Genomic DNA, 24,950 nt, shown 5'->3' on the forward strand with positions numbered 1-24,950 from the left:
CCATCACAGATTAGCGCGATCGCCGGGCGGCGGTGGCCGTCCTGACCGACTAAACTAGACCGCCTATGCGCGGCCTTATTCCCGACAGCTTCATTGACGAACTGCTTGCCCGCGTCGACATCGTCGACGTGATCGAGCGGCGGGTGCCGTTGAAGAAGGCCGGCCGCGAGTGGACTGCCTGCTGTCCGTTCCACAACGAGCGCTCGCCCTCGTTCTATGTCAGCCCCGCCAAGCAGTTCTTCCACTGCTTCGGCTGCGGCGTGCACGGCAGTGCGATCAAGTTCCTCATGGATTACGACCGGCTGGAGTTTCCCGATGCCATCGAGGAACTGGCCCAGACGGTCGGCCTCACCGTGCCGCGCGAAGGTGGCCGCGAGGCGGCGCCACGCGAAGACAAGACCGACCTGTACGCGCTGCTGGATGCGGCCGCCGGCTGGTACGAGGGCGAACTGCCACGCAATAGCGACGCCCAGGCATATTGCAAGAAACGCGGACTGGATGCAGAGACGATCAAGCGCTTCCGCCTCGGCTGGGCGCCGGCCGGCTATGACGGCGTGATGAAGTCATTGGGCAATACGCCGCGCCGGCTGGAGCTGCTGAACGAAGCCGGCATGATTGCCAGCAACGAAAAGGGCAGCAAATACGACCGTTTTCGCGAGCGGTTGATGTTTCCGATTCTCGACCGCCGGGGCCGGGTCATCGCGTTCGGTGGCCGGGTCTTGAGCGCCGAGCAGTCACCGAAATACCTCAACTCGCCCGAGACGCCGCTGTTCCACAAGGGCCGCGAGCTGTTCGCGCTGTGGCAAGTGAAGCAGGCCAACCAGAACCTGCTGCGCATTCTGGTGGTCGAGGGCTACATGGACGTCATCGCGCTGCATCAGGCGGGGTTGCCGATTGCGGTGGCTACGCTGGGCACGGCGACCACGCCGGAACACACCGAGGTGCTGTTTCGCGCGGCGGCGGACGTGGTCTTCTGCTTCGACGGCGATCGCGCGGGCCGCGCCGCTGCGTGGAAGGCGCTGGAATCCGCGTTGCCGCGACTGCGCGACGGCCGCCAGGCGTATTTCCTGTTCCTTCCCGACGGCGAAGATCCGGATTCGCTGGTGCGCAAGGAAGGCAAGGACGGCTTCGAGAAGCGCATCAAGGAAGCGATGCCGCTTTCGGACTATTTCTTCAACGAACTGTCACACGATGTCGATATGGCCAGTCTGGATGGCCGCGCCCGACTGGCGGAACGCGCGCGTCCGTTGATCGGCAAGCTGCCCGATGGCGCGTTCCGCGACCTGATGGCACAGGAGCTGGAAAAGCGCAGCGGCGCACGCGCCATGCTGCAAGCCGATCCGGCCACCCAACGGGCAGTGCAACGACCCACGACAGTGCAACGCAGCCTGGTGCGCAGCGCCATTTCGCTGCTGCTGGCGCAGCCGGGTCTGGCCGACCAGGTGGAAACGCCTTATCGCTTCCTGCGCCTGGACAAGCCCGGCGTCGAACTGCTTGCCGAACTGCTCGATCTGGCGCGCTCACGACCGGGCATCAATCCAGCGATGCTGGTGGAGCACTTTGCTGAGCGACCCGAATATCCATCACTGCAAAAGCTGATGGCGGCGCTGTCGGTCGGCGAGCCAGAAAGCCAGAGCGTCGAGTTTTTCGATGCGCTGGCGCGCATGGAGGATCAGGCCATCACACAGCGCCGCGACGCACTGACCGCGAAGAGTCGCGAAGGCGCTCTGGACAGCGCCGAAAAAGCCGAGCTGCGCGAGCTGCTGGCCGCCCGCGTGCGCCCGCCGGCAGCTTCGGCATGACTGCGCTGAACTGCCGCAGGCTCACGCGTGGCGCGTTCGTCATCCTGGCCGTGGCTGCGGGTGACAATACGAGTATGGGATCATGTCCGGCTTCGTCCTGGCGTATTCCGCGGGACGCACGGGACTACTGATGGATCTGCTGCAACACCTCGTCACGATTTTTGCCGAGAACGGCTACGTCGCCGTGTTCATCGCGCTGATGATCTGCGGCGCCGGCCTGCCGCTGCCCGAAGACATTACCCTGGTTGCCGGCGGCGTGATCGCCGGACTGGGCTACGCCAATGTGCACGCAATGGTCGCGCTGGCGATGTTTGGCGTGTTGCTGGGCGATTGCGCGATCTTCCTGCTCGGCCACCATTACGGCGCACGCATTCTGCAATGGCGGTTTGTGGCGCGCATCCTGACTCCCTCGCGCTACAGCAAGGTGCAGGACAAATTCCAGCGTTACGGCAACCGGGTACTGTTTTTTGCGCGCTTCCTGCCCGGCATGCGCACCACCATCTATCTCACCGCAGGCATGACGCATCGCGTCTCGTTCATGCGCTTCCTGCTGATCGACACCGCCGCCGCATTGATCAGCGTACCGTTCTGGGTGTACCTGGGCTTCCTCGGCGCCGACAACCACGAGTGGCTAGTGAAGTGGATCGATCGCGGCCAGGGCGGCCTGTGGGCACTGGTCGGTATTCTGCTGCTGATCGGATTGGTGACATGGTGGCGCCGCAAGCGCCACGACCAATGCGAGTCGGATTGAATCAAAGGCATTCCGATGCGCCGCCTTGTTCCGGACAACTTCACTCTCGCCCTGCTCGCTACCGTCGTACTGGCCTCGCTGCTGCCTTGTCGCGGCGATACGGCACGCATTTTCGACATCATCACTGACGCGGCCATCGCACTGCTGTTCTTCCTGCACGGCGCCAAGCTGCCGCGTTCGGCCATCGTGCAGGGACTGACCCACTGGCGACTGCATCTGACTGTCTTCGCCGGCACCTTCGTGTTGTTTCCCCTGCTCGGTCTGGCCTTGCGTCCGCTGGGTCATGCGCTGCTCACGCCTGACCTTTACCTCGGCATCCTGTTCGTCTGTGCGCTGCCATCGACGGTGCAGTCCTCGATCGCCTTCACCTCGATCGCCGGCGGCAATGTGTCGGCCGCCGTGGTCAGCGCTTCGATGTCGAACCTGATCGGGATTGCACTGACCCCGCTGCTGGTAGGTCTGCTGCTGGCCACCCACGGCGGCGGCACCTCCTGGCATGGCGTGCTCAACATCGTGCTGCAATTGCTGCTGCCGTTCACCCTCGGTCACATCGCGCGACGCTGGATCGGCGAGCTCGTCGACCAGCACAAGCCACTGCTCCGCTTTACCGATCAGGGCACCATCCTGCTGGTGGTCTACGCCGCCTTCAGCGCGGCGGTGGTCGAAGGCCTGTGGCACGACACGCCGATCTCCGCGCTGCTTTCGACACTGGCGATGTGCGGATTGTTGCTGGCGCTGGTGATGCCCACGCTGACCTGGGCCGCACGCCGGCTCGGCTTTTCGCGCGAAGACGAGATCACCATCGTGTTCTGCGGCTCCAAGAAAAGCATGGCCAGCGGCATCCCGATGGCAAAGATCCTGTTCGCCGGCCAGCTCGGTGGCCTCGGCGCGCTGGTGCTGCCGTTGATGATCTTCCATCAATTGCAGCTGATGGTGTGCGCGGTGGTGGCCAGGCGATATGCGGCGCGGGGGGCGCAACTCGTTGTCGAGGATGATCGCGAAGCGGATTGAGACACGATGGCGTCGTTGTTGTCGACAGCAGCCTGTGACTTCAGAGCAAGAGCTTTCGTCCTCCTTCGGAGGGCGAGTTACTTTCTCTTTGCGTGGCCAAAGAGAAAGATAACCAAAGAGAAAGGCCACCCCACTTGGCGCTTGCCGGGCATCCATGCCCGGCAAGTCCGTGAGCCGGGGCCGGGCTTTTCGACAGCACATGCATGTACTGACGAAAAGGCATCGGCATCCATGCCGATGTCCGCTGCGCGGCCTGTCGTCCCCGACTCACCGCCGCACAGGGGCCCCGGGTAGAGCAGCGGGCCATCCTGGCCCACACTCGGTGGGCAACCGCTACGCGGTCGCGAGAGCAAAAGGCAAGTAGCTTTGGACGATTATTCGAGGGGGAAGGAGGTCTGCTATCGGCCAAGTGCGGCCGCTCAACCTCGAAGCTAAGCCGCGGCGAAGCTGTCCCTATTGAACGGCGTCCAAAAGGCGCCGCGGCTGATTCCCGCACACCGGCCAGTCCGACAAACTAATGAGGTCGCCGGGCGCGGTCTATACGCTCGTCCGGGCCGGAAGGACCGGCCCAACAGGCCCCCCGAAGCCCGATCGATCATCTGAACGGTGGTGGAATCCAGGATCCCCGCAAGTTGAACTCGGCAAACGTGTGTAGGTGACGATTCTCCTCCCCTGCTCCTCACAACCAGGGGAACGTCGTTTGCTCAAAAAATAAGGTTCACGTTATCTACGTACAAGATGACCACCCTGCGAGTGACCGGATCGAGATAGAACGTCCGATCAATAAACGGCGATAGGGCGAAGGTATGGTTCTCAAAGTCAACTACAACATCTCTTTTCTCATCTAGCGAGAGGCTATCACCTGGCCCCTTGAAACCACAGCCCGTCTTGTGACAAATCACACTGGGATCAGCAAACCAAGTGACCGCCTCGCTGGTCCGCCCCATCGTCAGTTTGAAAGCATGCCCATCGAATACCGCGCTGGAGTCTGTATTAGATATAACGGCGTCGGTTGGATGAAAATTAAAAACCGCGTCCGTGCATCCTAGGCTCATACGCACATCGGCCCGCTTGGGACAATCGCCAGTGTAGAAGTCTCGCTTAGCGTCATCAATATTTAGGAAAGGCGTCAGCTTTGCACCAACAGTCTGATAGATGACGACATCTGGCATCGATTGAGCGTCTGTGTTTGTGCGTTTCCTAGCGATGTCGGCAAAAACAACTCCGCCACGACTGAAGTCTATGAACGACCTCTTGATGCGCACTTGATGATGCGGTGAATGCCGGTGGATTTCGTCGAAACTTTCGACAACCGGGATCCCTTTTCCTGGTAAAAGAACGAAAAGGTTCGATGGAACGTCTAAGTGACCCGTACCATTGCACGCGTAGCCTTGCCTGCTTCCGACAACATATCGGGAACCGTCTTTAAGCCGGCCTCGAACTACCGTCTTGGAAGTCGTCTCAATCCAATAATCGCCGCGCTCGAAATTCCACAACTTGTAACAATCGTTCGTGGCAACCGAGCTGTACTGTTGGCCATCGACCTCAAAGTCAACTGTATAAGTAATCTGCCTCTTGTCTGCAAACGGAGAGCAGCCGGTTAAAGCTGCAAGCAGTGGGACCATCACAACTGCGACAACGAATGTTCCTTTCTTCCATAACAGCCTTGAAACCGGCATAAAACTCCTTGCTTGTACGGCATTAACGTCGGGTGTCTGCGGCTCAGTTGCGCTAGCACGGCGGGGGTGTTCGAAAAAGCAGCGATTGAGCGTGCCGGTCTCAAAGCTGCTTTGCTTGTTGAAAGATCGTCCGGTCGATCAACCACAGGGCGGCGACTGGATTTTGGGTGGTTGCGACCGTGAAAGCATAAACGTGCTAACTCCGCTTCATCGGGCCGGTCCGGCTATCACAAAGAAGTATAGCCGGACGCAGCAGTTGGCCAATTTGTCTATCTTGGTGCCGTGCTGGAGCGGACATCTGCGTGCCAGGGCTGCGCCGGATTGCTCCGAGAACAGTACTCGCGCTGGCGCTCCCGGGACAGCCCAAATTTCGCCCCCCAGCCCCGGTAATGGACTCCCCCAAAGTAGCCGTTCATGACCGGCCGCTTTGGGTCGATAGCAGCCCTTCAAACGTGCTGTGACTGGGGTCTTCATTTCAAGTGATGGCGGGCGATTACCGTCCGCGACGCCCGTTGCTGTTGCTTGGCTCTTCTGAAGAGTGCGGGCCACGATGGCCCGCTGCTCTACCCGGGGCCCCTGTGCGGCGGTGAGTCGGGGTCGACAGGCCGCGCAGCGGGAGTCGACAGGGATGTCGGCTCCTTTTCGCGCGGGCAGGAAGCCCGCTCGAAAAGCCCGGCCCCGGCTCACGGACTTGCCGGGCATGGATGCCCGGCAAGCGCCAAGTGGGGTGGCCTTTCTCTTTGGTTATCTTTCTCTTTGGCCACGCAAAGAGAAAGTAACTCGCCCTCCGAAGGAGGACGAAAGCTCTTCGCTCTGAATGCCACAGAATTAGAGCAAGAGCACCGCGCACAGGACGTGCTCCTGCGGAAAGCAGCTACAAGCACAGAGCCATCAGAGCCATCAGAGCCATCAGAGCCAGCGCTTGTACCGCCGAATGTAAATTACCTTCATCAGCTGCGTCAGCACGCTGTAGCTCACCAGGGTCAACGCCAACCAGGCGAAATACATCGGTGGCAAGGGCACCATGCCGATCTTCGCGCCGATGGCGCTGAATGGAATCAGCATGCCAAGCACGATGATCGCGATGGTCAAGCCAAGCACCGGTGCGGCGGCAATGCTCTGCACGAAGGGGATCTTGCGGGTGCGGATCATGTGCACGATCAGCGTCTGCGACAGCAGACCCTCGATGAACCAGCCGGACTGGAACAGCGACTGATGCGCCGGTGAATTCGCGCCGAAGTAATGCCACAGCAGCCAGAACGTGGTGATGTCGAAGATCGAGCTGACCGGGCCGATCCACACCATGAAACGGCCAATGTCACCGGCGTCCCATTTGCGCGGCTTGCTCAGGTATTCCTCGTCCATGCGGTCGAACGGAATCGACAACTGCGAAATGTCGTACAGCAGGTTCTGCACCAGGATCTGCAGCGGCAGCATCGGCAGGAACGGCAGGAACGCGCTGGCCACCAGCACGCTGAACACGTTGCCGAAGTTGGAGCTGGCGGTCATCTTGATGTACTTCATGATGTTGCCGAAGGTGATGCGGCCTTCCAGCACGCCCTCCTCCAACACCATCAGATTTTTTTCCAGCAGGATGATATCGGCCGACTCCTTGGCGATATCGGTCGCGGTATCCACCGAGATGCCGACGTCCGCATCATGCAGCGCCGGCGCGTCGTTGATGCCGTCGCCGAGGAAGCCCACGGTATGACCGAGCCGCTGCAGCGAGCGCACCACGCGCGCCTTTTGCAGCGGGGACATCTTGGCGAACACGGTGACGCGCGCGACCAGGGTGTCCAGTGCGGCGTCATCCAGCACTTCGATTTCCCGCCCTTCCACCGAGTGGGTGACATCGAGCCCGACCTCACGGCAGATCTTGCGCGTCACCGCCTCGTTGTCGCCGGTGATCACTTTCACTTCGACGCCGTGCGCGTTGAGCGCACGAATCGCTGTAGCTGCCGAGTCCTTCGGTGGATCGAGGAAGGCCAGGCAGCCGACTGCAACCAGGTCGCTTTCGTCGGCTACACCGTAGGGACGCTCATGCGCGGACCCACGCCGCACGGCCACCACCAGCACGCGCAAGCCGTCCTCGTTGAGTTTGTGCGTCATCGCCTTGATCTCGCGGCGACGTTCGTCGGTCAGCGGCTCGGTGACGTCGCCGGTCTTCGCGAATGCACAGATCGCCAGCATTTCCTCGACCGCGCCCTTGCAGATCAGCAGATGCTCGCCATCGCCCCTGGCCACCACCACCGACATGCGCCGGCGCTGGAAGTCGAACGGGATCTCGTCGATCACGCGATAGCGCTGCGCCGCCGCCTCGAGGTCGCGATGCTCCAGCACCGCCTTGTCCATCAGGTTCTTCAAACCGGTCTGGAAACGGCTGTTGAGATAGCCGTATTCCAGCGCCTCGTCGGATTCCTCGCCATCCAGATCGAGGTGCCGCTCCAGCACGATCTTGTCCAGCGTCAGCGTGCCGGTCTTGTCGGTGCACAGCACGTCCATCGCGCCGAAGTTCTGGATCGCGTTGAGCCGCTTCACCACCACCTTGCGCCGCGACATCGCCAGCGCGCCCTTGGACAGGTTCGCGGTGACGATCAGCGGCAGCATCTCCGGAGTCAGCCCCACGGCCACCGAAAGGCCGAACAGGAACGCCTGCAGGAAGCTGCCCTTGTCGATCCAGTTGATCGCGATTACCACCGGCACCATCACCAGCATGAAGCGGATCAGCAACCAGCTGACCGAGTTCACGCCGCGATCGAAACTGGTTTGCACGCGCTGGCCGGACATGCTGTGTGCAATCGATCCGAGATAACTCTGCGATCCGGTCGCTACCGCCACGGCGGTGGCGGTACCGCTGACCACGTTGGTGCCCATGTAGCAAACCGTAGGCAAATCCAGCGGGGCAACGTGGTCGCTCGTCGGCACGGCTCCGCGCAACGGCGCCGACTTCTCTACCGGCAACGATTCGCCAGTGAGAATCGCCTGACTGATGAATAGATCCTTCGCGCTGAGCAGACGCAGGTCGGCCGGCACCATGTCGCCGGCGCCGAGATGAACGATGTCACCGGCTACCAATTCGACCACCGGTACTTCGATCTGTTCGCTGTGGCCATCGGAAGCACGCCGCGTCACCGTGGCGGTATTGCGCACCATCGCCTTCAGGTTCTCGGCGGCGCGGGTCGAACGGTATTCCTGGGTGAAGCTGAGCAGCACGCTGATGCCCACCATCACGCCGATGATGATCGGGCCGGTCAGGTCACCCTTGTCGGTGAACAACTGCACCCCGGCCAGCACCAGCAGCACGATGATGAAAGGATTCTTGAACGCGTGCAGCAACTGCATCGACCAATGCGGCGGCTTTTCATGGGCCACCTCGTTCACACCGTCGCGCTGCAGCCGTGTCTCGATCTGCTCAGCATCAAGACCTTTGCTTGAGCTATCCAGCTCGGCCAGCAAAGCCAGGTTGTCGCTGAAGGCCTGCGCCGCGACGATCACAGGTACCGCCTTGCCTGCTGCGCGTGCGGCAGACGTGGAGAAGTTCTTGCTCATGTTTCGCTTCCGTGAAGCGGAATGCCGATGCGGCAGGCGCTGGCGAAGTCCATCCGGCGCCACCCCGCTGCGAAGATCAACGGATGACCGCAGTGTTCCTTCCTGCCAACTGCCGGCAGCGAGTTGGCACCCGATGGATCAGCGCGGGCGGGGAATCAGCCAGTCGGATGGCACGATGGTGGAGGCCACCCCAGACGTACGATCAGCATGCTCATCAGCGTGCGAGACCGCGCCGTCGATGACGCGCCGCTTTGAGAAACGAGGCCGGCTCGCGGCGCACAGCGAGCGCAGCCGTTGGCAACGTGTCGCCATCCGCCGTCGATCCGGCCAGCGGCGCCGGCACGGTCACGCTGAACCCCGGCAAGGCGGCGCCCGCGGTGTATCGGCCTGCAAGGTGCAGCCGGAAAAAATCGTGAAGGAGCTTCATCAGCCCATCTCCTCATGACAACGCCAATGGCGTCCTCAGGAGTGGGCCGGACTTTCCCTAGCGGAAAGCACCAGCCGACCGCAGGCGGTCGCCGCAGGCGTTCGTGTTGTTTTGCGGCGCCGGCACCCGAAGCGAGCGGATGTCGACGTTGCGACTAGGGTAAACGTCCATATGCCTTGGTTAGTCAGGACAGGAAGCCGGCCGGCGCAAGCGCGCCGAAGGGCGCGCGCATTGTGGTGCTGCAGCGCGCAAGTGTCAATCGGTGGAACCCATCATGGCGGCGAAGATTTCCCCACCATGATGTCCTCGCTACTCGCTCAAATCACCCGCTGCAAGCTCAGACCCTGCTGCACCAGCGGATCGACCAGCCAGTGATCGACCAGCAGGAAGGCGAACAGCGCCATCAGGTAGATGATCGAATAGTTGAACACCTTCATCGAGTACAACTCGTCCGGCGGATTCAACAGTCGCACTGCGTAATAGAGGAACGCGCCGCCAAGCACCGCCGCGCCACCGAGGTAGATCATCCCGCTCATGCCGGTCAGCGCCGGCAGCAGGGTCACCAGCACCAGCAGCACGGTGTAAAACAGGATGTGCCAACGGGTGAATACCACGCCATGAGTCACCGGCAGCATCGGTACCTGGGCGCGTGAATAGTCGTCGCGGCGGAAGATCGCCAGTGCCCAGAAGTGCGGCGGCGTCCACACGAAGATGATCAGGCACAGCTGCAACGCATACGGATGCAGTGAACCCGTCACCGCGGTCCAGCCCAGCACCGGCGGAATCGCCCCGGCCAGGCCGCCAATCACGATGTTTTGCGGCGAGGCCCGTTTGAGGAAGGCGGTGTAGATCACCGCGTAACCGATCAGGCCGGCGAAGGTCAACACCGCAGTCAGCGTGTTGACCAGCAGCACCAGCACGACCATCGAGAGGATGCCCAACGACAGCGCGAACACGAACACCTGACGCACGTTGAGATGGCCGGTAGCCAATGGGCGGTGTGCGGTGCGCACCATCAACTTGTCGATGCGCTGGTCGATCAGTTGATTGAACGCGGCGGCCGATGACGAGGCCAGCCAGATGCCCAGCGTACCGAACACCAGCGCACGCCAGGGCGGCATGCCCGGCACGGCGAGGAACATGCCGATCACCGCGCAGAACACCAGCAGGGCAACGATGCGCGGCTTGGTCAGTTGCAGATATTCACGAAAAACGCTCATCTTCAGTGTCGCCCCAACGACTGGAACATCGAATCATCATGCCGCCGCTGTGTGCGCGCCAACGTGGCCAGCAAGGTGAACAGCAGCAGTGCCGCGCCGCCGTTGTGCGCGGTTGCCACCGGCAGCGGCAGACCGAAATAGACGTTGCTGATGCCAAGCATGACCTGCACGGCCAGCGCCGCCGCGATAGCCAGTCCGGCCAGACGCAAGCCGCGACGTACAGCAGCGATCGCCACTCCGCCGAGATAGCAGAACACCACCAGCGCACCGATGCGGTGGGCAATCTGGATCGCGCTGCGCGCGGCCATGTCCAGCACGCCGCCCTCGTAATTCACGCCGATGCCACGCCACAACACGAAGCCTTCATGGAAGTCGGTCGGTGGCGCCCATTGGCCGAGACACTGCGGAAACGAACCAGGACCGTAACCACAGGCCAGTGCCGCGTAGTTCGCCGAAGTCCAGCCACCCAGGGCAATCTGGCAAAACAGCAGCACGATGCCGAGCGCGACCCAGCGGCGCAAGCTGGCGTAGTCGTCATTCCGGGCAGCCACCCCACCGAAACGCAGAGCAGCCCAGGCCAGCAGCGCAAACGTGGTCATGCCGCCGAGCAGGTGCCCCATCACCACCACCGGCTTGAGCAGCAGGGTCACCGTCCACATGCCAAGCATCGCCTGGAAGATGATCACCGCCAGCGCCAGCACGCAGATCTTCCAGGCACCGGGGCGCGGCAGTCGGGCGGCGGCAAGCAATGGCAGCGCCATCGCGCAAATGGCGAGCCACGACGACCACCAATGCTCGCCCCGCATGTACAAGCCCACCCCGCAAGCGGCGAACACGGCCCCCAGCAACACCGCCAGCAGCGCACCGCGGCGACGCCAGCTGGCAAGCAAGGCCAGCACCAGCACCAGCACGCCCAGCGTGCCGGCGAAGAAGCGATGGATCTGCTCGCGCCATGCCTTGTGCGCTTCGTAGGGTCGATCGGGGAAACTGGCATCCGCATGAGCCACCGCTTGAGCGTGTTGTGGCCAGGTGACCTGTCCGTAGCAGGTCGGCCAGTCCGGACAGGACAGCCCCGCGTTGGACAAGCGAACGAACGCGCCAAACATCACCAAACCGAACGCGAACACGGTCGCGAACAGCGCCAGCCAGCGCAGAGCTTTCATGGTCCGCAAGGACATCACTTGATCACCTTCTGCATGTCGCGCATCAAACCGGGCACATCAAACCCAGCCGGGTAAAACGACAGCGCCGTGCCATTCGACTCCACCAGCACGGCACTGATGCTGTCCGCGGTGGTCGGCACATAGGCCGCCAGCTTGCCCTCGGCATCAGTGCCAAACGTCCAGTACGCCTGCATCGCGGCGCGCCGATCCGCATCCGCCGGCGGCACGCCGATATAGAGCAGGCGCAGTCGTGACTGGTTGCGATTGAGCATGACCCGCGCCTTGGCGATGCCAGTCAGGGTTTCAAAACATTGCGCGGCACAGTCCGGGCCGGCCAGCGCGACCAGGGTAAATCGCGGCTCGCTGTCGCGCCATGCGTAGGTCTTCCCGTCAGCCAACGCTACACGCACTTGCTCGGTCACGAAATTTCGCTGTGGCACGATCGGCTCGCCATTGCCCTTGGTGGCCGGCATCCAGCCAGCCCAACCGAGCACGCCGGCAATGATCATCGGCGCGGCAAACACCAGCGCAATCAGTACCAGGAACAAGCGATTCTTGCGCAGGGCAGCGGGATCGGCAGCTTTCATCGGACGTCATCAACCTTGGCGGAATCGGATTTGCGCGGTTTGCGCTTGCGATGCAGGACCAGCAGGATCACCACCGCGGCAAGCGCGAAGGTGAACCACTGGAACGCATAGGCGCGATGTCGCGCGGGCGGCATCGAGGAAAAATCGAGCGTGTGCACGCGCACGTAGATTGATGCCGGATCTGCATCCAGCGCGAGCAAGTGGGGATACAGCGGACGGCCAAGATCACGGGAGACTTCGCCGGTATCGAGGAAGATCGTGGTTTTCGGCCAGCTGCTCTGCTGCGTAAGGGCATTGCCACCCATCTCGAAACCCACCGGCGGCGGCGGCACGTACAACCCCTGCAAGGTCACTTCGCCTTCCGGCAGCGGCGGCAACTGGGGTTGCTTGCCGTTGCCATTGCCAGGCAGGAACCCGAGGTCAACCAGCAGCAGTTTCGATTCATCGTGCAGCGCAAGCGGAACGAACACTTCCACGCCACCCATGCCGTCGTGCTTCGGGTTGTCCAGCAAATACAGTCGATCAGCCAGATAACGGCCGTGTACCCGGACCCGCGCGAACATCGCCCCATCCGGGCTGGACGACCGTTGCGAGAAGTCCTGCACCGGCGCCGCAGCCGCCGCGGCATACCGTCGCAGAAGCGACTCCTTGAAGTCGGCACGATGCAGCTGCCAGACGCCCAAACGCACGAAAAGCAGGGCTCCAGCCACGGTCAGCAGCAGCGCCCACCACGACGGACGGCGAAAGCCGCTCACGCTGGACGCCTGCTGGTGGCCGCTATACTGGCCATGTCAAACCGGATCGGATCAATCACGTGGAAACCATCTATAAAATCGCGCTGGTCGTAGTGCTGCTGGTGGTGATCTTCAGCCTTGGCCAGGCGCTGTACTTCATGATGACCGACAAGGACGACGACCGTCGCACGGTATGGGCGCTGACTCGTCGCATCGGCCTGTCACTGCTGTTCATTGCCATGGTCGCGTTTGGTATCTGGATGGGTTGGCTGCATCCCCACGACGTCGGCCAGTGATTGTACCGGTTGCGCCGCTGCCGCGCTTCCTTGGCGCCAGTGGGTGCAGCAGTAGGCACTCAACCAGACCAACAAAAAACCCGCCAATGGCGGGTTTTTTGTTGCCTGCTCGCGGGACGGATCTTGCGCTCTTTCGAAGCGTCCGGCCCAGACGGCCGGTCCTGCTCTCCGCAAGAGGACCTCGCATCGCTCTTTCGAAGAGTCCGGCCCAGACGGCCGGTCCTGCTCTTCGCGAGAGGACCTCGCGTCCAACTAGAGAATATAGACGAACATGAACAGGCCGAGCCAGACCACATCAACGAAGTGCCAGTACCAAGCCACGGCTTCAAAGCCGAAGTGGTGGTCCTTGCTGAAATGACCGGCCAGTACGCGGAACCAGATCACTGCCAGCATGATCGTGCCCAAGGTGACGTGCAGGCCATGGAAGCCGGTGAGCAGGAAGAAGGTGGAGCCATAGACGCCGCTGTGCAGGGTCAGGTTGAGCTCGCGGTAGGCCTCCATGTATTCATGGGCCTGGAAGTTCAGGAAGGTCGCGCCAAGCAAAACAGTCAGGCCGAGGAACACCAGGATCTTGCCGCGATGACCGGCACGCAGCGCATGGTGCGCAATCGTCACGGTGACGCTGGAGGTCAGCAGGATCAACGTGTTCAGCAGCGGCAGGCCCCACGCCGGCACGGTGCGGAACGTGCCGCCGACCTGCTCCGGACCATTGCCACCATTGGCGCCCCATGAAGCGGCATAGTCGCTCCACAGGAATTCATGGGTCAGCACGCCATGGCCTTCGCCACCGAGCCACGGCACCGAGAACATGCGGATATAGAACAGTGCGCCGAAGAACGCGCCGAAGAACATCACCTCGGAGAAGATGAACCACATCATGCCCATGCGGAACGACGTATCGACCTGCGGGTTGTAGCTGCCGGCGAGCGATTCGCGAATTACCGAACGGAACCAGCCGAAGAACATTGCCAGCACGCCAATCACGCCGACGGTCAATACGGTCTTGCCAAAACCGGCATCACCGGGCTCGGCGTTCAACCAGTGCGCGGCACCGAACACGGTGAGGAACATGACCACTGCGGCCACAATTGGCCACTGGCTCTTGGCCGGTACAAAGTAAGCGTCGTGCTGCTGACCCATGGTGTAACCCCGTGGATTTCTCTTGATGGCTCTGCCCCGTCATGCCGCCCGGGGAACTGCGTGCCGGCCGCGTTGGCGAACCGGTGAAAGATTTTGTAGCGACCGCGTTGCAACTATTTCATCAACACTATCTGCACGAACGAAATCAGGAAGAAGAACGCCACGATCGCCACCAGAATGGTCACGGTGCGGCGCACGCCCTTGCGGCGATTGTCGTCGCCAGATACTGGATGACTCGTCGTCTGTTGCATCATGTTCCTGCACATTCCATGACGGTGCCCGAGCCGATTGGCCAGAGCACCGCGAAAGCCATCAATCGTTCACGTGACCGTGTGCGAGTTCGTCGTCGTTGATCACCGGCGGCACCTCGAAGGTGTGATGCGGCGCCGGCGAAGGCACCGTCCACTCCAGACCCTTGGCACCTTCCCACACGCGGTCGGTAGCTTTCTTCTTGGAGAAGAACACGCAATGGATCAGCACGCCGATGAAGATCAGCTGGCTGGCGCCGAACAGGAAGCCGCCGATCGAACTGATCATGTTGAAGTTGGCGAACGCCACGTTGTAATCGGGAATGCGGCGCGGCATGCCGGCCAGGCCCAGGAAGTGCTGCGGGAAGAACAACACGTTGACCCAGATCACACTGTTCCAGAAATGCACCTTGCCCCAGAACTCGCTGTACATGTTGCCAGTCCACTTCGGCAGCCAGTAATAAGCAGCCGAAATGATCGCGAACAGCGCACCGGTGACCAGCACGTAATGGAAATGCGCTACCACGAAGTAGGTGTCGTGGTACTGGAAGTCGGCCGGAACCAGCGCCAGCATCAGGCCGGAAAAGCCGCCGATGGTGAACAGGATGATGAAGGCCAGCGAAAACAGCATCGGCGTCTCGAAGGTCATCGAGCCGCCCCACATCGTGGCCACCCAGTTGAACACCTTCACACCGGTCGGCACCGAGATCAGCATGGTGGCGTACATGAAGAAAATTTCGGCGCCCAGCGGCAGGCCCACGGCGAACATGTGGTGCGCCCAGACGATGAACGACAGGAACGCGATGCAGGCAATCGCGAACACCATCGCCTTGTAGCCGAAGATCGGCTTGCGGGCGAAGGTCGGCACCACTTCCGAGATGATCCCGAATGCCGGCAGGATCATGATGTAAACCTCGGGATGACCGAAGAACCAGAAGATGTGCTGATACAGCACCGGGTCACCACCGCCGCCCGGGTTGAAGAAGTTGGTGCCGAAGTACTTGTCGGTCAGCAGCATGGTGACCGCGCCAGCGAGCACCGGCATCACGGCAATCAGCAGGAACGCGGTAATCAGCCAGCTCCACACGAACACCGGCATCTTCAGCAGATCCATGCCCGGCGCGCGCATGTTGAGGATGGTGGCGATGATGTTGATGGCTCCCATGATCGAGCTGATGCCCATCAAGTGGACAGCAAACACCACGTAGGCCAGCGAATCACTCTGCAGCGACAGCGGCGGATACATCGTCCAGCCACCGGCCGGGCCACCACCGGGCATGAACAGGGTGGACAGCATCAGGAGGAAGGCGAACGGCAGTATCCAGAACGACAGGTTGTTCATGCGCGGCAGGGCCATGTCCGGCGCACCCACCATCAACGGGATCATCCAGTTACCCAGGCCGACGAAGGCCGGCATGATCGCGCCGAAGATCATCACCAGCGCATGCATCGTGGTCAGCTGGTTGAAAAAGTACGGCTGCATCAGCTGCATGCCGGGCTTGAACAACTCGGCGCGGATCAGCATTGCGAAGCTGCCGCCGATGAAGAACATCGTCAGCGCAAAAACCAGGTACAGCGTACCGATGTCCTTGTGGTTGGTGGACATGACCCAGCGCTGGAAGAAATTCTTCGGCGCGCCGTGGTGATCATCATGGTGATCATGGGTGGCTGCGTAGGACATGGCCTTGCACCTCTAACCTGAAATATGAATGCGACTGCGAAAGGGAAATATTTGTCAGCAACGGCAGCAAGCGGGCTCAGCCCTGCTTGCCACCCGCCGGTGCGGCAACCTGCGCGGTTTGCGGTGCGGCGGCAGGTGCAGCGGACTGCGCCTCCTGCTCGGCCAGCCACTTGGCAAAGTCCGCCTTGGACTTCACCACCACCACGATCGGCATGAAGCCGTGATCCTGGCCGCACAACTCGGCGCACTGGCCGCGGTACGTACCCGGTGTGGTGAAGTTCGCCCACGCGGCGTTGATGATTCCGGGGATCGCATCGATCTTCCAGCCGGTGGCCGGTACCCACCACGAGTGGATCACGTCGCCGCTGGTGATCACGAAACGGATCTTGGTGTCGACTGGCACCACCAGCGGCTTGTCGACATTCAGCAGATAGGTGCTTTCGTCGCCAACCTTGACCGCGTACGGGTCCATGCCCGAACCGATCTGGCGGGTCTGGTCGCTCTGCGAGTCCAGCTTGGACATGAAGCCGACCTTGGCGATCGACTTGCCCATGTAGTCGACGTAGTCGTAGCGCCACTTCCACTGGTAGCCGGTGACCTTGACGGTCATCTGCGAGCCCGTGGTATCCGCCCAGCTGGTCAGACCGCCGGTGGCCAGGTAGGCCAGGGTAATCAGGATCAGCACGGGAATGGTGGTCCAGATCACTTCCACCATGGTGTTGTGCGACCACTTCTCGGCAACCGCACCGCGCGATTTGCGGAAGCGGAACATCGCCGTGAACATCGCACCGAACACCAGCACACCGATCACGGTGCACACCGCCAGCGAGATGTTGTTGAGATGGTAAGGCACCGCCGACCAGGTGCTGGCGCCGGGCTCCATGTTCAATTGCCACGGGCCGGGGGCGGCCAGGGCCACGCTGCCGAACGAAGCAAGGGCGAGAGTCGCCGCTGCCATGAAGGATCGCCTGATGCCGCCAGATGTCATGTCTTGCACCTTTATTGAACCTACTTGCGCGGCTGGTTGAGTTCGGCCAGCAACACCATGAGTTTCTTCGACAGCGCGACGCGTTCCTGTTCCGCTAGGAATGCGCCGATCTCCAATTTTCGTCCATGCGACGCCAGCAGCAACCGCTGGCGTCCATGACCCGGCTCCAGCAACACGCGCACCCAGCAGGACTGGAAACACGTGCGGCGCCGACCCGGCAGCGAATGCACTTCCAACGACGTTTCGTCGAGGGTGATGCGCTCACTACGGTCGCCGGCCCGCCAGGCCACGCTCAAGGCGAGGGCCACGGCGGCGGATTCAACCAAGGCAAACAGCGGAGCAAACACATTCCCCTGCCACGCCCCCAGTCCTGCCGTCATCAGCACCAGTGCCACCAGAATCATGATCAGTCGACGCAGACCGCGCCGGCTGAGCGTGCGATTGGGCTTGAGCCACATCGTCACGCGGGGCAAGCCGGCGATAGCTGGTCGAAGCACGATCATGGGGACCCGGCGTGCCTGGAACCAGAGAATGATAGGCCGCGGCGGCGAAACGGGCAAGAATGTCGCACCCCGTTGACCTGGATCAGCTCCTGCGGCCAACCTTGCCGACAACATCGCGCGAACTGCGGATAGTGGCCGCAAGCGGGCAAAACAGGCACTCGAACACCCCATGTGACGGTCTCCGGCGTACAATTCCGCGCTTCCCTTCGCCCCGCGCGAATCCTGGCAGCTGCCCCGTGACCGAAGCCATTCTCAGCCCCGAACTCCCCGTCGAATGCACGCCTGCGCGCGCGCGCATCACCGCCGCCTGGCTGCGTGACGAGACCGAAGCGGTCAACGATCTGCTGGCCCAGGCCAGCTTGCCCGCCAGCAAACGCGAGCAGGTGATCGACGTGGCGGCCGGCCTGGTCTCCCGCGTGCGTTTGCGCGCCAAGGACCAGAGCGCGGTCGAATCCTTCATGCGCCAGTACGACCTGTCGTCCGAAGAAGGCGTGCTGCTGATGTGCGTGGCCGAAGCGCTGCTGCGCATTCCGGACAAGGCCACCGCTGACAAGCTGATCCGCGACAAGCTCGGCGACGCGGACTGGAAGAAGCATCTGGGTCAGAGCGAGTCGCTGTTCGTCAACGCCTCGACCTGGGGGCTGATGCTCACCGGCCATCTGGTGAATCTGGCCGAAGATACCCGGCATGACTTCGGCGGCGCGCTGAAGCGGCTGGTCGGCCGCGCCGGCGAACCGGCGATCCGCCTGGCCGTGCGCCAGGCCATGCGCATCATGGGCCACCAGTTCGTGATGGGCCGCAGTATCAACGAGGCGCTCGATCGTTGCGCGAAGAAGGAATATGCGGTCTATCGCTATTCCTACGACATGCTGGGCGAGTCGGCGCTCACTGCGGAAACGGCCGAGCGCTATCAGGAAGACTATCGCCGGGCGATCGCCGCTATCGGTGAGCGTGGCCCGTTTGCCAACCACACCGATGCACCGTCGATCTCGGTCAAGTTGTCGGCGCTGCACCCTCGCTACGAAGTGGCCAAGCGTGAACTCGCCCGCCGCCAGCTCACCGAAAAGCTGCTGGAACTGTCGCAACTGGCGATGGAAAACGGCATCGCATTGTCGGTGGATGCCGAAGAAGCGGATCGGCTGGAGCTTTCGCTGGACATCATTGGCGACGTCTTCGCCGATCCATCGCTCGAGGGATGGAACGGCCTGGGCATCGTGGTGCAGGCGTACTCCAAGCGCACTCCGTTCGTCATCGACTGGCTGATCGAAACCGCGCGCGCTGCAAAACGCCGCTGGTATGTCCGCCTGGTCAAGGGTGCCTACTGGGATGCCGAGATCAAGCGCGCGCAGGAAAATGGTCTGGCTGGCTACCCGGTGTACACGCGCAAGCCGAATACCGATGTGTCCTATCTGGCCTGCGCACGCAAGTTGTTCGATGCCGGCAGCGAACTGATCTATCCGCAGTTCGCCACCCACAACGCCCATTCGATCGCTGCCGTGCATGACCTCGCACAGGGCCGCCCGTTCGAATTCCAGCGACTGCACGGCATGGGCACCGATTTGTACGCCGAAGTGATCGGCGCGCAGAACCTCAACGTACCCTGCCGCGTCTACGCGCCGGTCGGCACGCACGAGGACCTGCTGCCGTACCTGGTGCGTCGCCTGCTCGAGAACGGTGCCAACACCAGTTTCGTCAACCGCGTCGTCGACGAGACGCTGCCGGTGCGCGAACTGGTCGCCGATCCGTGCGAGACGGTACGCAGTTTCAGCTCCATTTCGCATCCGCGCATCCCGCTGCCGGTCAATCTCTTTGGTGAACTTCGGAAGAATTCCATGGGCGTCAACTTCTCCAACGACAACGAACTGAAAGCGATGGCCGATGCCGTGGCGGCCAACCCCGGCCCGTGGACGGCGGCACCGCTGGTGCCGGGTGCCAATGCCAACGGACCGACCGTGCAGGTAACCAATCCGGCCGATCGCCGTCAGAGCGTGGGCAGCTACATCAGCGCCGACAGCGCCACCGTCGACAAGGCGCTGGGCAACGCGGTTGCCGCGCAGTTCGGCTGGGACCGCCTGCCGGCTGCCAGTCGCGCCGCCATCCTCGAACACGCCGCCGAACTGCTTGAAGCACGTCGTGGCGAGTTCATTGCGCTATGCGTACGCGAAGCGGGCAAGAGCCTGCCCGACGCGATCGCCGAGATCCGCGAAGCGGCCGACTTCCTGCGCTACTACGCCAGCATGGCGCGCCGTCTGTTCGGTCAGCCGGAACAGCTGCCCGGCCCGACTGGCGAGAGCAATCAGCTATTTCTCAACGGTCGCGGCGTATTCGTCTGCATCAGCCCGTGGAACTTCCCGCTGGCGATCTTCCTGGGCCAGGTCAGCGCCGCGCTGGCCGCCGGCAACAGCGTGATCGCCAAGCCGGCCGAGCAGACTTCGCTGATCGGCCATGCCGCGGTGAAACTGCTGCATGAAGCCGGTGTGCCAGTCGACGTGCTGCAGTTCCTGCCGGGCGACGGCACCACTGTCGGCGCGGCACTGACCAAGGACCCGCGCGTGGCCGGCGTGGCCTTCACAGGCTCCACCGATACCGCCTGGGCGATCAACCGCGCACTGGCCGCACGCAACGCGCCGATCGCCGCACTGATCGCCGAGACCGGCGGCCAGAACGCGATGATCGCCGATTCATCCGCATTGCCCGAGCAGATCGTCAAAGACGTGATTGCCTCGGCATTCCAGTCTGCCGGCCAGCGCTGCTCGGCCGTACGCGTGCTGTTCGTGCAGGAAGACATCGCCGACAAGGTGACCGCCATGCTGACCGGCGCGATGGCCGAATTGAAGGTCGGCGATCCGGGCCTGCTATCCACCGATGTCGGCCCGGTGATCGACGAAGACGCGAAAAAGATCCTGGTCGAGCATGCCGCGCGGATGGACCGTGAAGCGAAGAAGATCGGCGAAGTGGCGATGGACCCGACACTCACCGCCAACGGGACCTTCTTCGCACCGCGCGCCTATGAGATTCCGTCGCTGGCCACACTGACTCGCGAAGTGTTCGGTCCGGTACTGCATGTGATCCGCTGGAAGGGCAGCGAACTGAAGCAGATCGTCGACCAGATCAACGCCACCGGTTACGGGTTGACCTTGGGCATCCACAGCCGCATCAACGACACCATCGACTACATCGCCAGCCACGCCCGCGTGGGCAATTGCTACGTCAACCGCAACCAGATCGGCGCGGTGGTCGGCGTGCAGCCGTTCGGCGGCGAGAACCTGTCCGGCACCGGCCCCAAGGCCGGCGGCCCGCACTACCTGCTGCGCTTCGCCGGCGAACGCACGCTGACCGTCAACACCACGGCAGCCGGCGGCAACGCGTCGCTGCTGACCATCGGCGAGTGATCAACTCAGGGTCCTCTGGCCGCGTGGTCAGAGGACCCTGAGCACGGACTCACAACGGCTTCGTTGGTGCAACGCGCAAGCTCTTGTGTGTGCGCGCATGGTAGAAAGACGGCAAATGCCGGCCGCGTCCGGCCTGCACCTGCTGGAGCAACCAACCCATGGCACGCCCTGCTGAAAGGATCGGCCTGAACCCGCCATCCGCCACGCTGGCTACGGATGACCCGCGCTACACGGCGGCGGAATTTCCGCCGAACAAGCTGCTGTATCTGGCGCAGCTGGCTGACGCCGCAGGCATCGACAGCCGGTCGTGGTTTGCCGGACTGGCGTTGAGCCGCGAGCAGATTGCCGATCCCGCGCTGCGGGTTTCCTACCGTCAGGCCAACATCTTTGCGCGCCGCGCACTGCAGTCACTGGGCATACCCGACGCCGGCCTGCGCATTGGCCGCGAAGGCACCATCGGCGGCTTCGGCCTGCTGGGCTTGGCGATGATGACTTCGCGTACGCTGGGCGAGGCGATGTTCGCCGGGATAGCCCATCACAAGATTTGCGGCTGTCTGCTGGAAGTGGCGGTCGAGCCGGTCAGCGAACGCGAGGTGTCGCTGGTGGCGTGGCCGCGTTTCGGCGACACTGAACTGATGCCGTTCTTCTGTGAGGAATTGTTTGCCAGCTGCCTGATGATTGCGCGCGAACTGGTCGGCGCCGAACTGTGTCCGGTGCGCGCGGAGTTTGCCTACTCCAGACCTGCCTACGCCGCCGAGTACGAAGCGTTGTTTGGTTGCGAAGTCCGTTTTGGCGCGCCACGCAACCAGTTGCTCATCAGCACCCAATGGCTGGCGCGACCCTTGCCCGGTTTCAATCCACTGACCGCGCAACAGGCGCTGGCGCTGTGCACACAGCAACGCACGCCAGATGGTGGCGAACCCCATCAGGAGATCGTGGCCGCGGTAGAGCGCTTGCTGCGCAGTCAGCTGTCAACGCAGCCGCGCCTCAATGACGTGGCCCGCACGCTCAACCTCAGCGAACGCTCGTTGCGGCGCAAGCTGGCCGAGAGCGGGCGCATCTTCCGCGAAATCCATGATCGCGTGCGCGCCGAACGTGCACTTCAATTGCTGCAGGCGGGCTCGCTCAGCGTGGCCCAGATTGGCAGCGAGGTGGGCTTCAACGACCCACGCGAGTTTCGCCGGGCGTTCAAACGCTGGACCGGCATGCCGCCACAGGATGCCCGGCGCAACGCCGCCTGATCACACATGACGGGTCATTTGGCCTGTTTACCCCCCGTCGATTGGCCGTTGTGCCCTCCCCCTTTGGGGTGGATTGATGGACAGTGGTGGCAACTGTGCATTCGTTCCTAATGGGGGAGTCCGACGTCATGCGTAAATTGTTCATCACCGTAGCCATCGCTGCAGCACTGGCCGGTTGCGGCAAATCCGAGCCGGCACCGCAGGCCAGCAGCGACGCCAGCTTCGAGGCCAGGCTGCAGGAACAATTGCTGGACGCCAAGCCCGGCAGCGTGATCGAGATTCCGCCCGGCCATTATTCGCTCAAGCGCGGCCTCAGCCTGCATACCGACGGCGTCACTATCCGCGGTGCCGGCATGGACAAGACGGTGCTGTCGTTCAAGGGCCAGATCGTCGGGCCGCAGGGCCTGCTGGTCAATGCCAGCGACTTCACCATCGAAAACCTGGCCATCGAAGACACCATGGGCGATGCGCTGAAAATCATCGAAGGCAAGAACATCACCATTCACGGCATCCGCGTGGAATGGACCGAGGGTGCGAAGACCAGCAACGGCGCCTATGGCATCTATCCCGTCAAGACGCAGAACGTGCTGATCGAGAACAACGTGGCAATCGGCGCCTCCGACGCCGGCATCTATGTCGGCCAGACCACCAATGCCGTCGTGCGCAACAATCGCGCCGAGCAGAGCCCGGCCGGTATCGAGGTCGAGAACACCATCAATGCCGATGTCTACGGCAACACCGCCACCAACAACTCCGGCGGCATCCTGGTGTTCAACATGCCCAGCCTGCTGATGGAAGGGCACTCCACGCGCATCTACAAAAACAAGGTTTTCGACAACAACCACGTCAACTTTGCGGCGAACGGTGCAGCCGTTGCCAGCGTGCCGGCCGGCTCCGGCGTGGTTATCAACTCCAACGACAAGGTGGAGATCTTCGACAACGATATCTCCGGCAACCAGACGGCGAACATCATCATCGCCAGCTTCTACTCCACCAACTACGCCACCAAGACCGGCGTGGCCGCCAACTACAACCCGTATCCGGAAGGCATCTACGTTTACGGCAACCGCCTAAAGGGCGGCGGCAATTCTCCCGGCAACATGGAGTTCAAGGCGCTGAAGACCGCGCTGTACGGGGTCAATGGCAGCTTCCCCGATGTGCTGTGGGATGGTTACGTCAACCCGAAATATCAGGGCGGCGAAGTACCGGCCGAAGCGCGCATCTGCCTGGAGGGCGTCAACGGCGTACTCAATGCAGACGGTCCGAACGGCTACAAGAACCCCAGCAAGGACATGAAGCCGTTCGCGTGCACGCTGCCGAAATTGCCCCCGGTGGTGCTCAATCCCGAGCCGAAGATCTGAAGGGCACGCTGATGAATTTGACGAAATGCGCAGCGCTGCTGGCGTTGTTGTTGCTGGCGGGTTGCCATCACGAGATGGCACCCGTGGCCTTCCACGAAGACGGTCGCCCGCCCAAGCTCAGCGACTGGCATCTGGTCGAGGTGCACGACGGCATGCTCGAACTCAACGCGGGCGTGGTGCCCTACGGTCTCAACACGCACCTGTTCTCCGACTACGTGCACAAGCTGCGCACGGTGTGGATGCCGAAGGGCGTGTCGGCGAAATACTCGGCTACCAACACCTTCGACTTCCCGGTCGGCACCGTGGTCAGCAAGACGTTCTATTACCCGCGCGTCGCCAACGGCAAGTTCAGCGAGGTGGCCCGTACTTTGCGCGACCACGGTGACTTCGCCGGCCAAGGCCTGAACATGGCGTCTGTCCGCCTGATCGAGACCCGCTTGCTGGTGCTGCGCAAGGATGGCTGGGCCCCGATGACCTACGTCTGGAACGATGCCCAGACCGAAGCCACGCTGACCCGCATTGGCGCCGTCGAGCCGCTGACCCTGGTGGACGACGAGGGCAAGCGCACGGACTTCAACTACGTGGTTCCCGATGAAGGCCAGTGCGCCACCTGCCACAAAGCCAACATGGTCACCAACCAGATCCATCCACTCGGCCCGCGTGCACGCAACTTGAACCGGGACTACGACTACGGCACTGGTCGCCAGAATCAATTGCAGCATCTGGCGGCCATCGGCTACCTCAGCGATCTGCCGAAGCCTGCGGAGATACCGAAACAGGCCAACTGGCGCGATCCAAGCGCCACGCTCGATGCACGGGCGCGCGCTTACCTCGACGTCAACTGTGAGTCGTGCCACAACCCGAACGGCGTCGCCAACGTCACCGGTCTGTGGCTGGGCAGCGACATCCCTGCCGGAACGCATTACGCAGGCATCTGCAAGTCGCCCGAGGCAGCCGGCCCGGCAACGGGTGGCCGTCTGTTTGACATCGTTCCCGGCAAACCGGATGAATCGATTCTGGTACACCGACTGGAATCCACCAGGCCGGGCGTGATGATGCCCGAGCTTGGCCGCGACACGGTGGATCGCGAAGGGGTCGCACTTATCCGTTCGTGGATTCTCGCGATGAAGGGCAACTGCGACATCCTGCACTGACGTGGCTGTGCGCAGATAGCGCC

At 62.4% G+C, this 24,950-nt stretch carries 20 protein-coding genes; 8 read left to right on the forward strand and 12 right to left on the reverse strand.

Annotation, left to right across the window (positions count from 1 at the left end; translation table 11 throughout):
- Positions 1–65: 65 nt before the first annotated feature.
- The 3 genes from dnaG (at position 66) to PY254_RS00700 (ending at position 3,564) form a co-directional block, all read left to right on the forward strand.
- Entirely contained in the window at positions 66–1,802 is a 1,737-nt protein-coding gene (gene dnaG, locus PY254_RS00690) for a DNA primase (protein WP_281013569.1), read from the forward strand.
- A gap of 130 nt (positions 1,803–1,932) precedes the next feature.
- Positions 1,933–2,553, forward strand: coding sequence for a DedA family protein (locus PY254_RS00695; RefSeq protein WP_281015118.1), 621 nt, complete (start codon positions 1,933–1,935; stop codon positions 2,551–2,553).
- Positions 2,554–2,562: 9 nt separating this feature from the next.
- Positions 2,563–3,564 (forward strand): bile acid:sodium symporter family protein, encoded by a 1,002-nt coding sequence (locus PY254_RS00700; protein ID WP_281015119.1) that lies wholly within the window; start codon positions 2,563–2,565, stop codon positions 3,562–3,564.
- A 704-nt stretch (positions 3,565–4,268) separates the two neighbouring features.
- Here the strand turns inward: PY254_RS00700 and PY254_RS00705 are convergent.
- The 7 genes from PY254_RS00705 to PY254_RS00735 all read right to left on the reverse strand — a co-directional run bounded on the left by PY254_RS00705 (position 4,269) and on the right by PY254_RS00735 (position 12,944).
- On the reverse strand, positions 4,269–5,243 hold the full coding sequence (locus tag PY254_RS00705) for a hypothetical protein (protein WP_281013570.1): 975 nt from the start codon (positions 5,241–5,243) through the stop codon (positions 4,269–4,271).
- 909 nt (positions 5,244–6,152) lie between these two features.
- Positions 6,153–8,792, reverse strand: coding sequence for a magnesium-translocating P-type ATPase (gene mgtA / locus PY254_RS00710; protein WP_281013571.1), 2,640 nt, complete (start codon positions 8,790–8,792; stop codon positions 6,153–6,155).
- A 214-nt stretch (positions 8,793–9,006) separates the two neighbouring features.
- Complete coding sequence (locus PY254_RS00715; protein ID WP_281013572.1) at positions 9,007–9,219, reverse strand: hypothetical protein; 213 nt, start codon at positions 9,217–9,219, stop codon at positions 9,007–9,009.
- 317 nt (positions 9,220–9,536) lie between these two features.
- A complete protein-coding gene (cyoE, locus tag PY254_RS00720; protein WP_281013573.1) occupies positions 9,537–10,439 on the reverse strand; it encodes a heme o synthase in 903 nt (300 codons plus the stop codon).
- A gap of 2 nt (positions 10,440–10,441) precedes the next feature.
- A complete protein-coding gene (locus tag PY254_RS00725) occupies positions 10,442–11,617 on the reverse strand; it encodes a COX15/CtaA family protein (protein WP_281013574.1) in 1,176 nt (391 codons plus the stop codon).
- The gene (locus PY254_RS00730) at positions 11,617–12,189 is read right to left on the reverse strand and encodes a hypothetical protein (protein WP_281013575.1); all 573 of its coding nucleotides are present in this window, start codon (positions 12,187–12,189) and stop codon (positions 11,617–11,619) included. Before PY254_RS00730 ends, PY254_RS00725 begins: the two co-directional genes overlap by 1 nt.
- Entirely contained in the window at positions 12,186–12,944 is a 759-nt protein-coding gene (locus PY254_RS00735) for an SURF1 family protein (RefSeq protein ID WP_281013576.1), read from the reverse strand. Before PY254_RS00735 ends, PY254_RS00730 begins: the two co-directional genes overlap by 4 nt.
- A 59-nt stretch (positions 12,945–13,003) precedes the next feature.
- On the opposite strand from PY254_RS00735, the gene PY254_RS00740 reads away from it, so the two are divergent.
- Positions 13,004–13,219: a twin transmembrane helix small protein gene (locus tag PY254_RS00740; RefSeq protein ID WP_068092259.1), complete on the forward strand. Its 216-nt coding sequence runs from the start codon at positions 13,004–13,006 to the stop codon at positions 13,217–13,219.
- Between the two features lie 252 nt (positions 13,220–13,471).
- Here PY254_RS00740 and PY254_RS00745 read toward each other — a convergent pair whose 3' ends face one another.
- The 5 genes from PY254_RS00745 to PY254_RS00765 form a co-directional block, all read right to left on the reverse strand.
- On the reverse strand, positions 13,472–14,359 hold the full coding sequence (locus tag PY254_RS00745; RefSeq protein WP_281013577.1) for a cytochrome c oxidase subunit 3: 888 nt from the start codon (positions 14,357–14,359) through the stop codon (positions 13,472–13,474).
- Positions 14,360–14,472: 113 nt separating this feature from the next.
- Positions 14,473–14,610 (reverse strand): hypothetical protein, encoded by a 138-nt coding sequence (locus PY254_RS00750; RefSeq protein WP_281013578.1) that lies wholly within the window; start codon positions 14,608–14,610, stop codon positions 14,473–14,475.
- Positions 14,611–14,671: 61 nt separating this feature from the next.
- The gene (ctaD, locus tag PY254_RS00755; protein WP_281013579.1) at positions 14,672–16,288 is read right to left on the reverse strand and encodes a cytochrome c oxidase subunit I; all 1,617 of its coding nucleotides are present in this window, start codon (positions 16,286–16,288) and stop codon (positions 14,672–14,674) included.
- Positions 16,289–16,364: 76 nt separating this feature from the next.
- A complete protein-coding gene (gene coxB / locus PY254_RS00760) occupies positions 16,365–17,246 on the reverse strand; it encodes a cytochrome c oxidase subunit II (protein WP_281013580.1) in 882 nt (293 codons plus the stop codon).
- Between the two features lie 50 nt (positions 17,247–17,296).
- Positions 17,297–17,734 carry a DUF2244 domain-containing protein gene (locus PY254_RS00765; protein WP_281015120.1) on the reverse strand — a complete coding sequence of 146 codons (438 nt, stop codon included), beginning with the start codon at positions 17,732–17,734 and terminating at the stop codon, positions 17,297–17,299.
- Between the two features lie 281 nt (positions 17,735–18,015).
- Between PY254_RS00765 and putA the strand changes: the two genes are divergently transcribed.
- The 4 genes from putA (at position 18,016) to PY254_RS00785 (ending at position 24,927) form a co-directional block, all read left to right on the forward strand.
- Positions 18,016–21,171 (forward strand): bifunctional proline dehydrogenase/L-glutamate gamma-semialdehyde dehydrogenase PutA, encoded by a 3,156-nt coding sequence (gene putA / locus PY254_RS00770; protein ID WP_281013581.1) that lies wholly within the window; start codon positions 18,016–18,018, stop codon positions 21,169–21,171.
- A gap of 158 nt (positions 21,172–21,329) precedes the next feature.
- Positions 21,330–22,412 carry an AraC family transcriptional regulator gene (locus PY254_RS00775; RefSeq protein WP_281013582.1) on the forward strand — a complete coding sequence of 361 codons (1,083 nt, stop codon included), beginning with the start codon at positions 21,330–21,332 and terminating at the stop codon, positions 22,410–22,412.
- Positions 22,413–22,540: 128 nt separating this feature from the next.
- Entirely contained in the window at positions 22,541–23,773 is a 1,233-nt protein-coding gene (locus PY254_RS00780) for a parallel beta-helix domain-containing protein (protein WP_281013583.1), read from the forward strand.
- 11 nt (positions 23,774–23,784) lie between these two features.
- Positions 23,785–24,927, forward strand: coding sequence for an SO2930 family diheme c-type cytochrome (locus PY254_RS00785; protein WP_281013584.1), 1,143 nt, complete (start codon positions 23,785–23,787; stop codon positions 24,925–24,927).
- Positions 24,928–24,950: the final 23 nt, after the last annotated feature.

It is taken from the genome of Rhodanobacter sp. AS-Z3 (assembly GCF_029224025.1).
Classification (GTDB): Bacteria; Pseudomonadota; Gammaproteobacteria; order Xanthomonadales; family Rhodanobacteraceae; genus Rhodanobacter.

Excerpts from the sequence above, each read along its gene's own strand:
- dnaG (WP_281013569.1), top strand. The coding sequence starts at position 66 with ATGCGCGGCCTTATTCCCGACAGCTTCATTGACGAACTGCTTGCCCGC.
- PY254_RS00695 (WP_281015118.1), top strand. The coding sequence starts at position 1,933 with ATGGATCTGCTGCAACACCTCGTCACGATTTTTGCCGAGAACGGCTAC.
- PY254_RS00705 (WP_281013570.1), bottom strand. The coding sequence starts at position 5,243 with ATGCCGGTTTCAAGGCTGTTATGGAAGAAAGGAACATTCGTTGTCGCA.
- mgtA (WP_281013571.1), bottom strand. The coding sequence starts at position 8,792 with ATGAGCAAGAACTTCTCCACGTCTGCCGCACGCGCAGCAGGCAAGGCG.
- PY254_RS00715 (WP_281013572.1), bottom strand. The coding sequence starts at position 9,219 with ATGAAGCTCCTTCACGATTTTTTCCGGCTGCACCTTGCAGGCCGATAC.
- cyoE (WP_281013573.1), bottom strand. The coding sequence starts at position 10,439 with ATGAGCGTTTTTCGTGAATATCTGCAACTGACCAAGCCGCGCATCGTT.
- PY254_RS00725 (WP_281013574.1), bottom strand. The coding sequence starts at position 11,617 with ATGTCCTTGCGGACCATGAAAGCTCTGCGCTGGCTGGCGCTGTTCGCG.
- PY254_RS00730 (WP_281013575.1), bottom strand. The coding sequence starts at position 12,189 with ATGAAAGCTGCCGATCCCGCTGCCCTGCGCAAGAATCGCTTGTTCCTG.
- PY254_RS00745 (WP_281013577.1), bottom strand. The coding sequence starts at position 14,359 with ATGGGTCAGCAGCACGACGCTTACTTTGTACCGGCCAAGAGCCAGTGG.
- PY254_RS00750 (WP_281013578.1), bottom strand. The coding sequence starts at position 14,610 with ATGCAACAGACGACGAGTCATCCAGTATCTGGCGACGACAATCGCCGC.
- ctaD (WP_281013579.1), bottom strand. The coding sequence starts at position 16,288 with ATGTCCTACGCAGCCACCCATGATCACCATGATGATCACCACGGCGCG.
- coxB (WP_281013580.1), bottom strand. The coding sequence starts at position 17,246 with ATGGCAGCGGCGACTCTCGCCCTTGCTTCGTTCGGCAGCGTGGCCCTG.
- PY254_RS00765 (WP_281015120.1), bottom strand. The coding sequence starts at position 17,734 with ATGTGGCTCAAGCCCAATCGCACGCTCAGCCGGCGCGGTCTGCGTCGA.
- PY254_RS00775 (WP_281013582.1), top strand. The coding sequence starts at position 21,330 with ATGGCACGCCCTGCTGAAAGGATCGGCCTGAACCCGCCATCCGCCACG.
- PY254_RS00780 (WP_281013583.1), top strand. The coding sequence starts at position 22,541 with ATGCGTAAATTGTTCATCACCGTAGCCATCGCTGCAGCACTGGCCGGT.
- PY254_RS00785 (WP_281013584.1), top strand. The coding sequence starts at position 23,785 with ATGAATTTGACGAAATGCGCAGCGCTGCTGGCGTTGTTGTTGCTGGCG.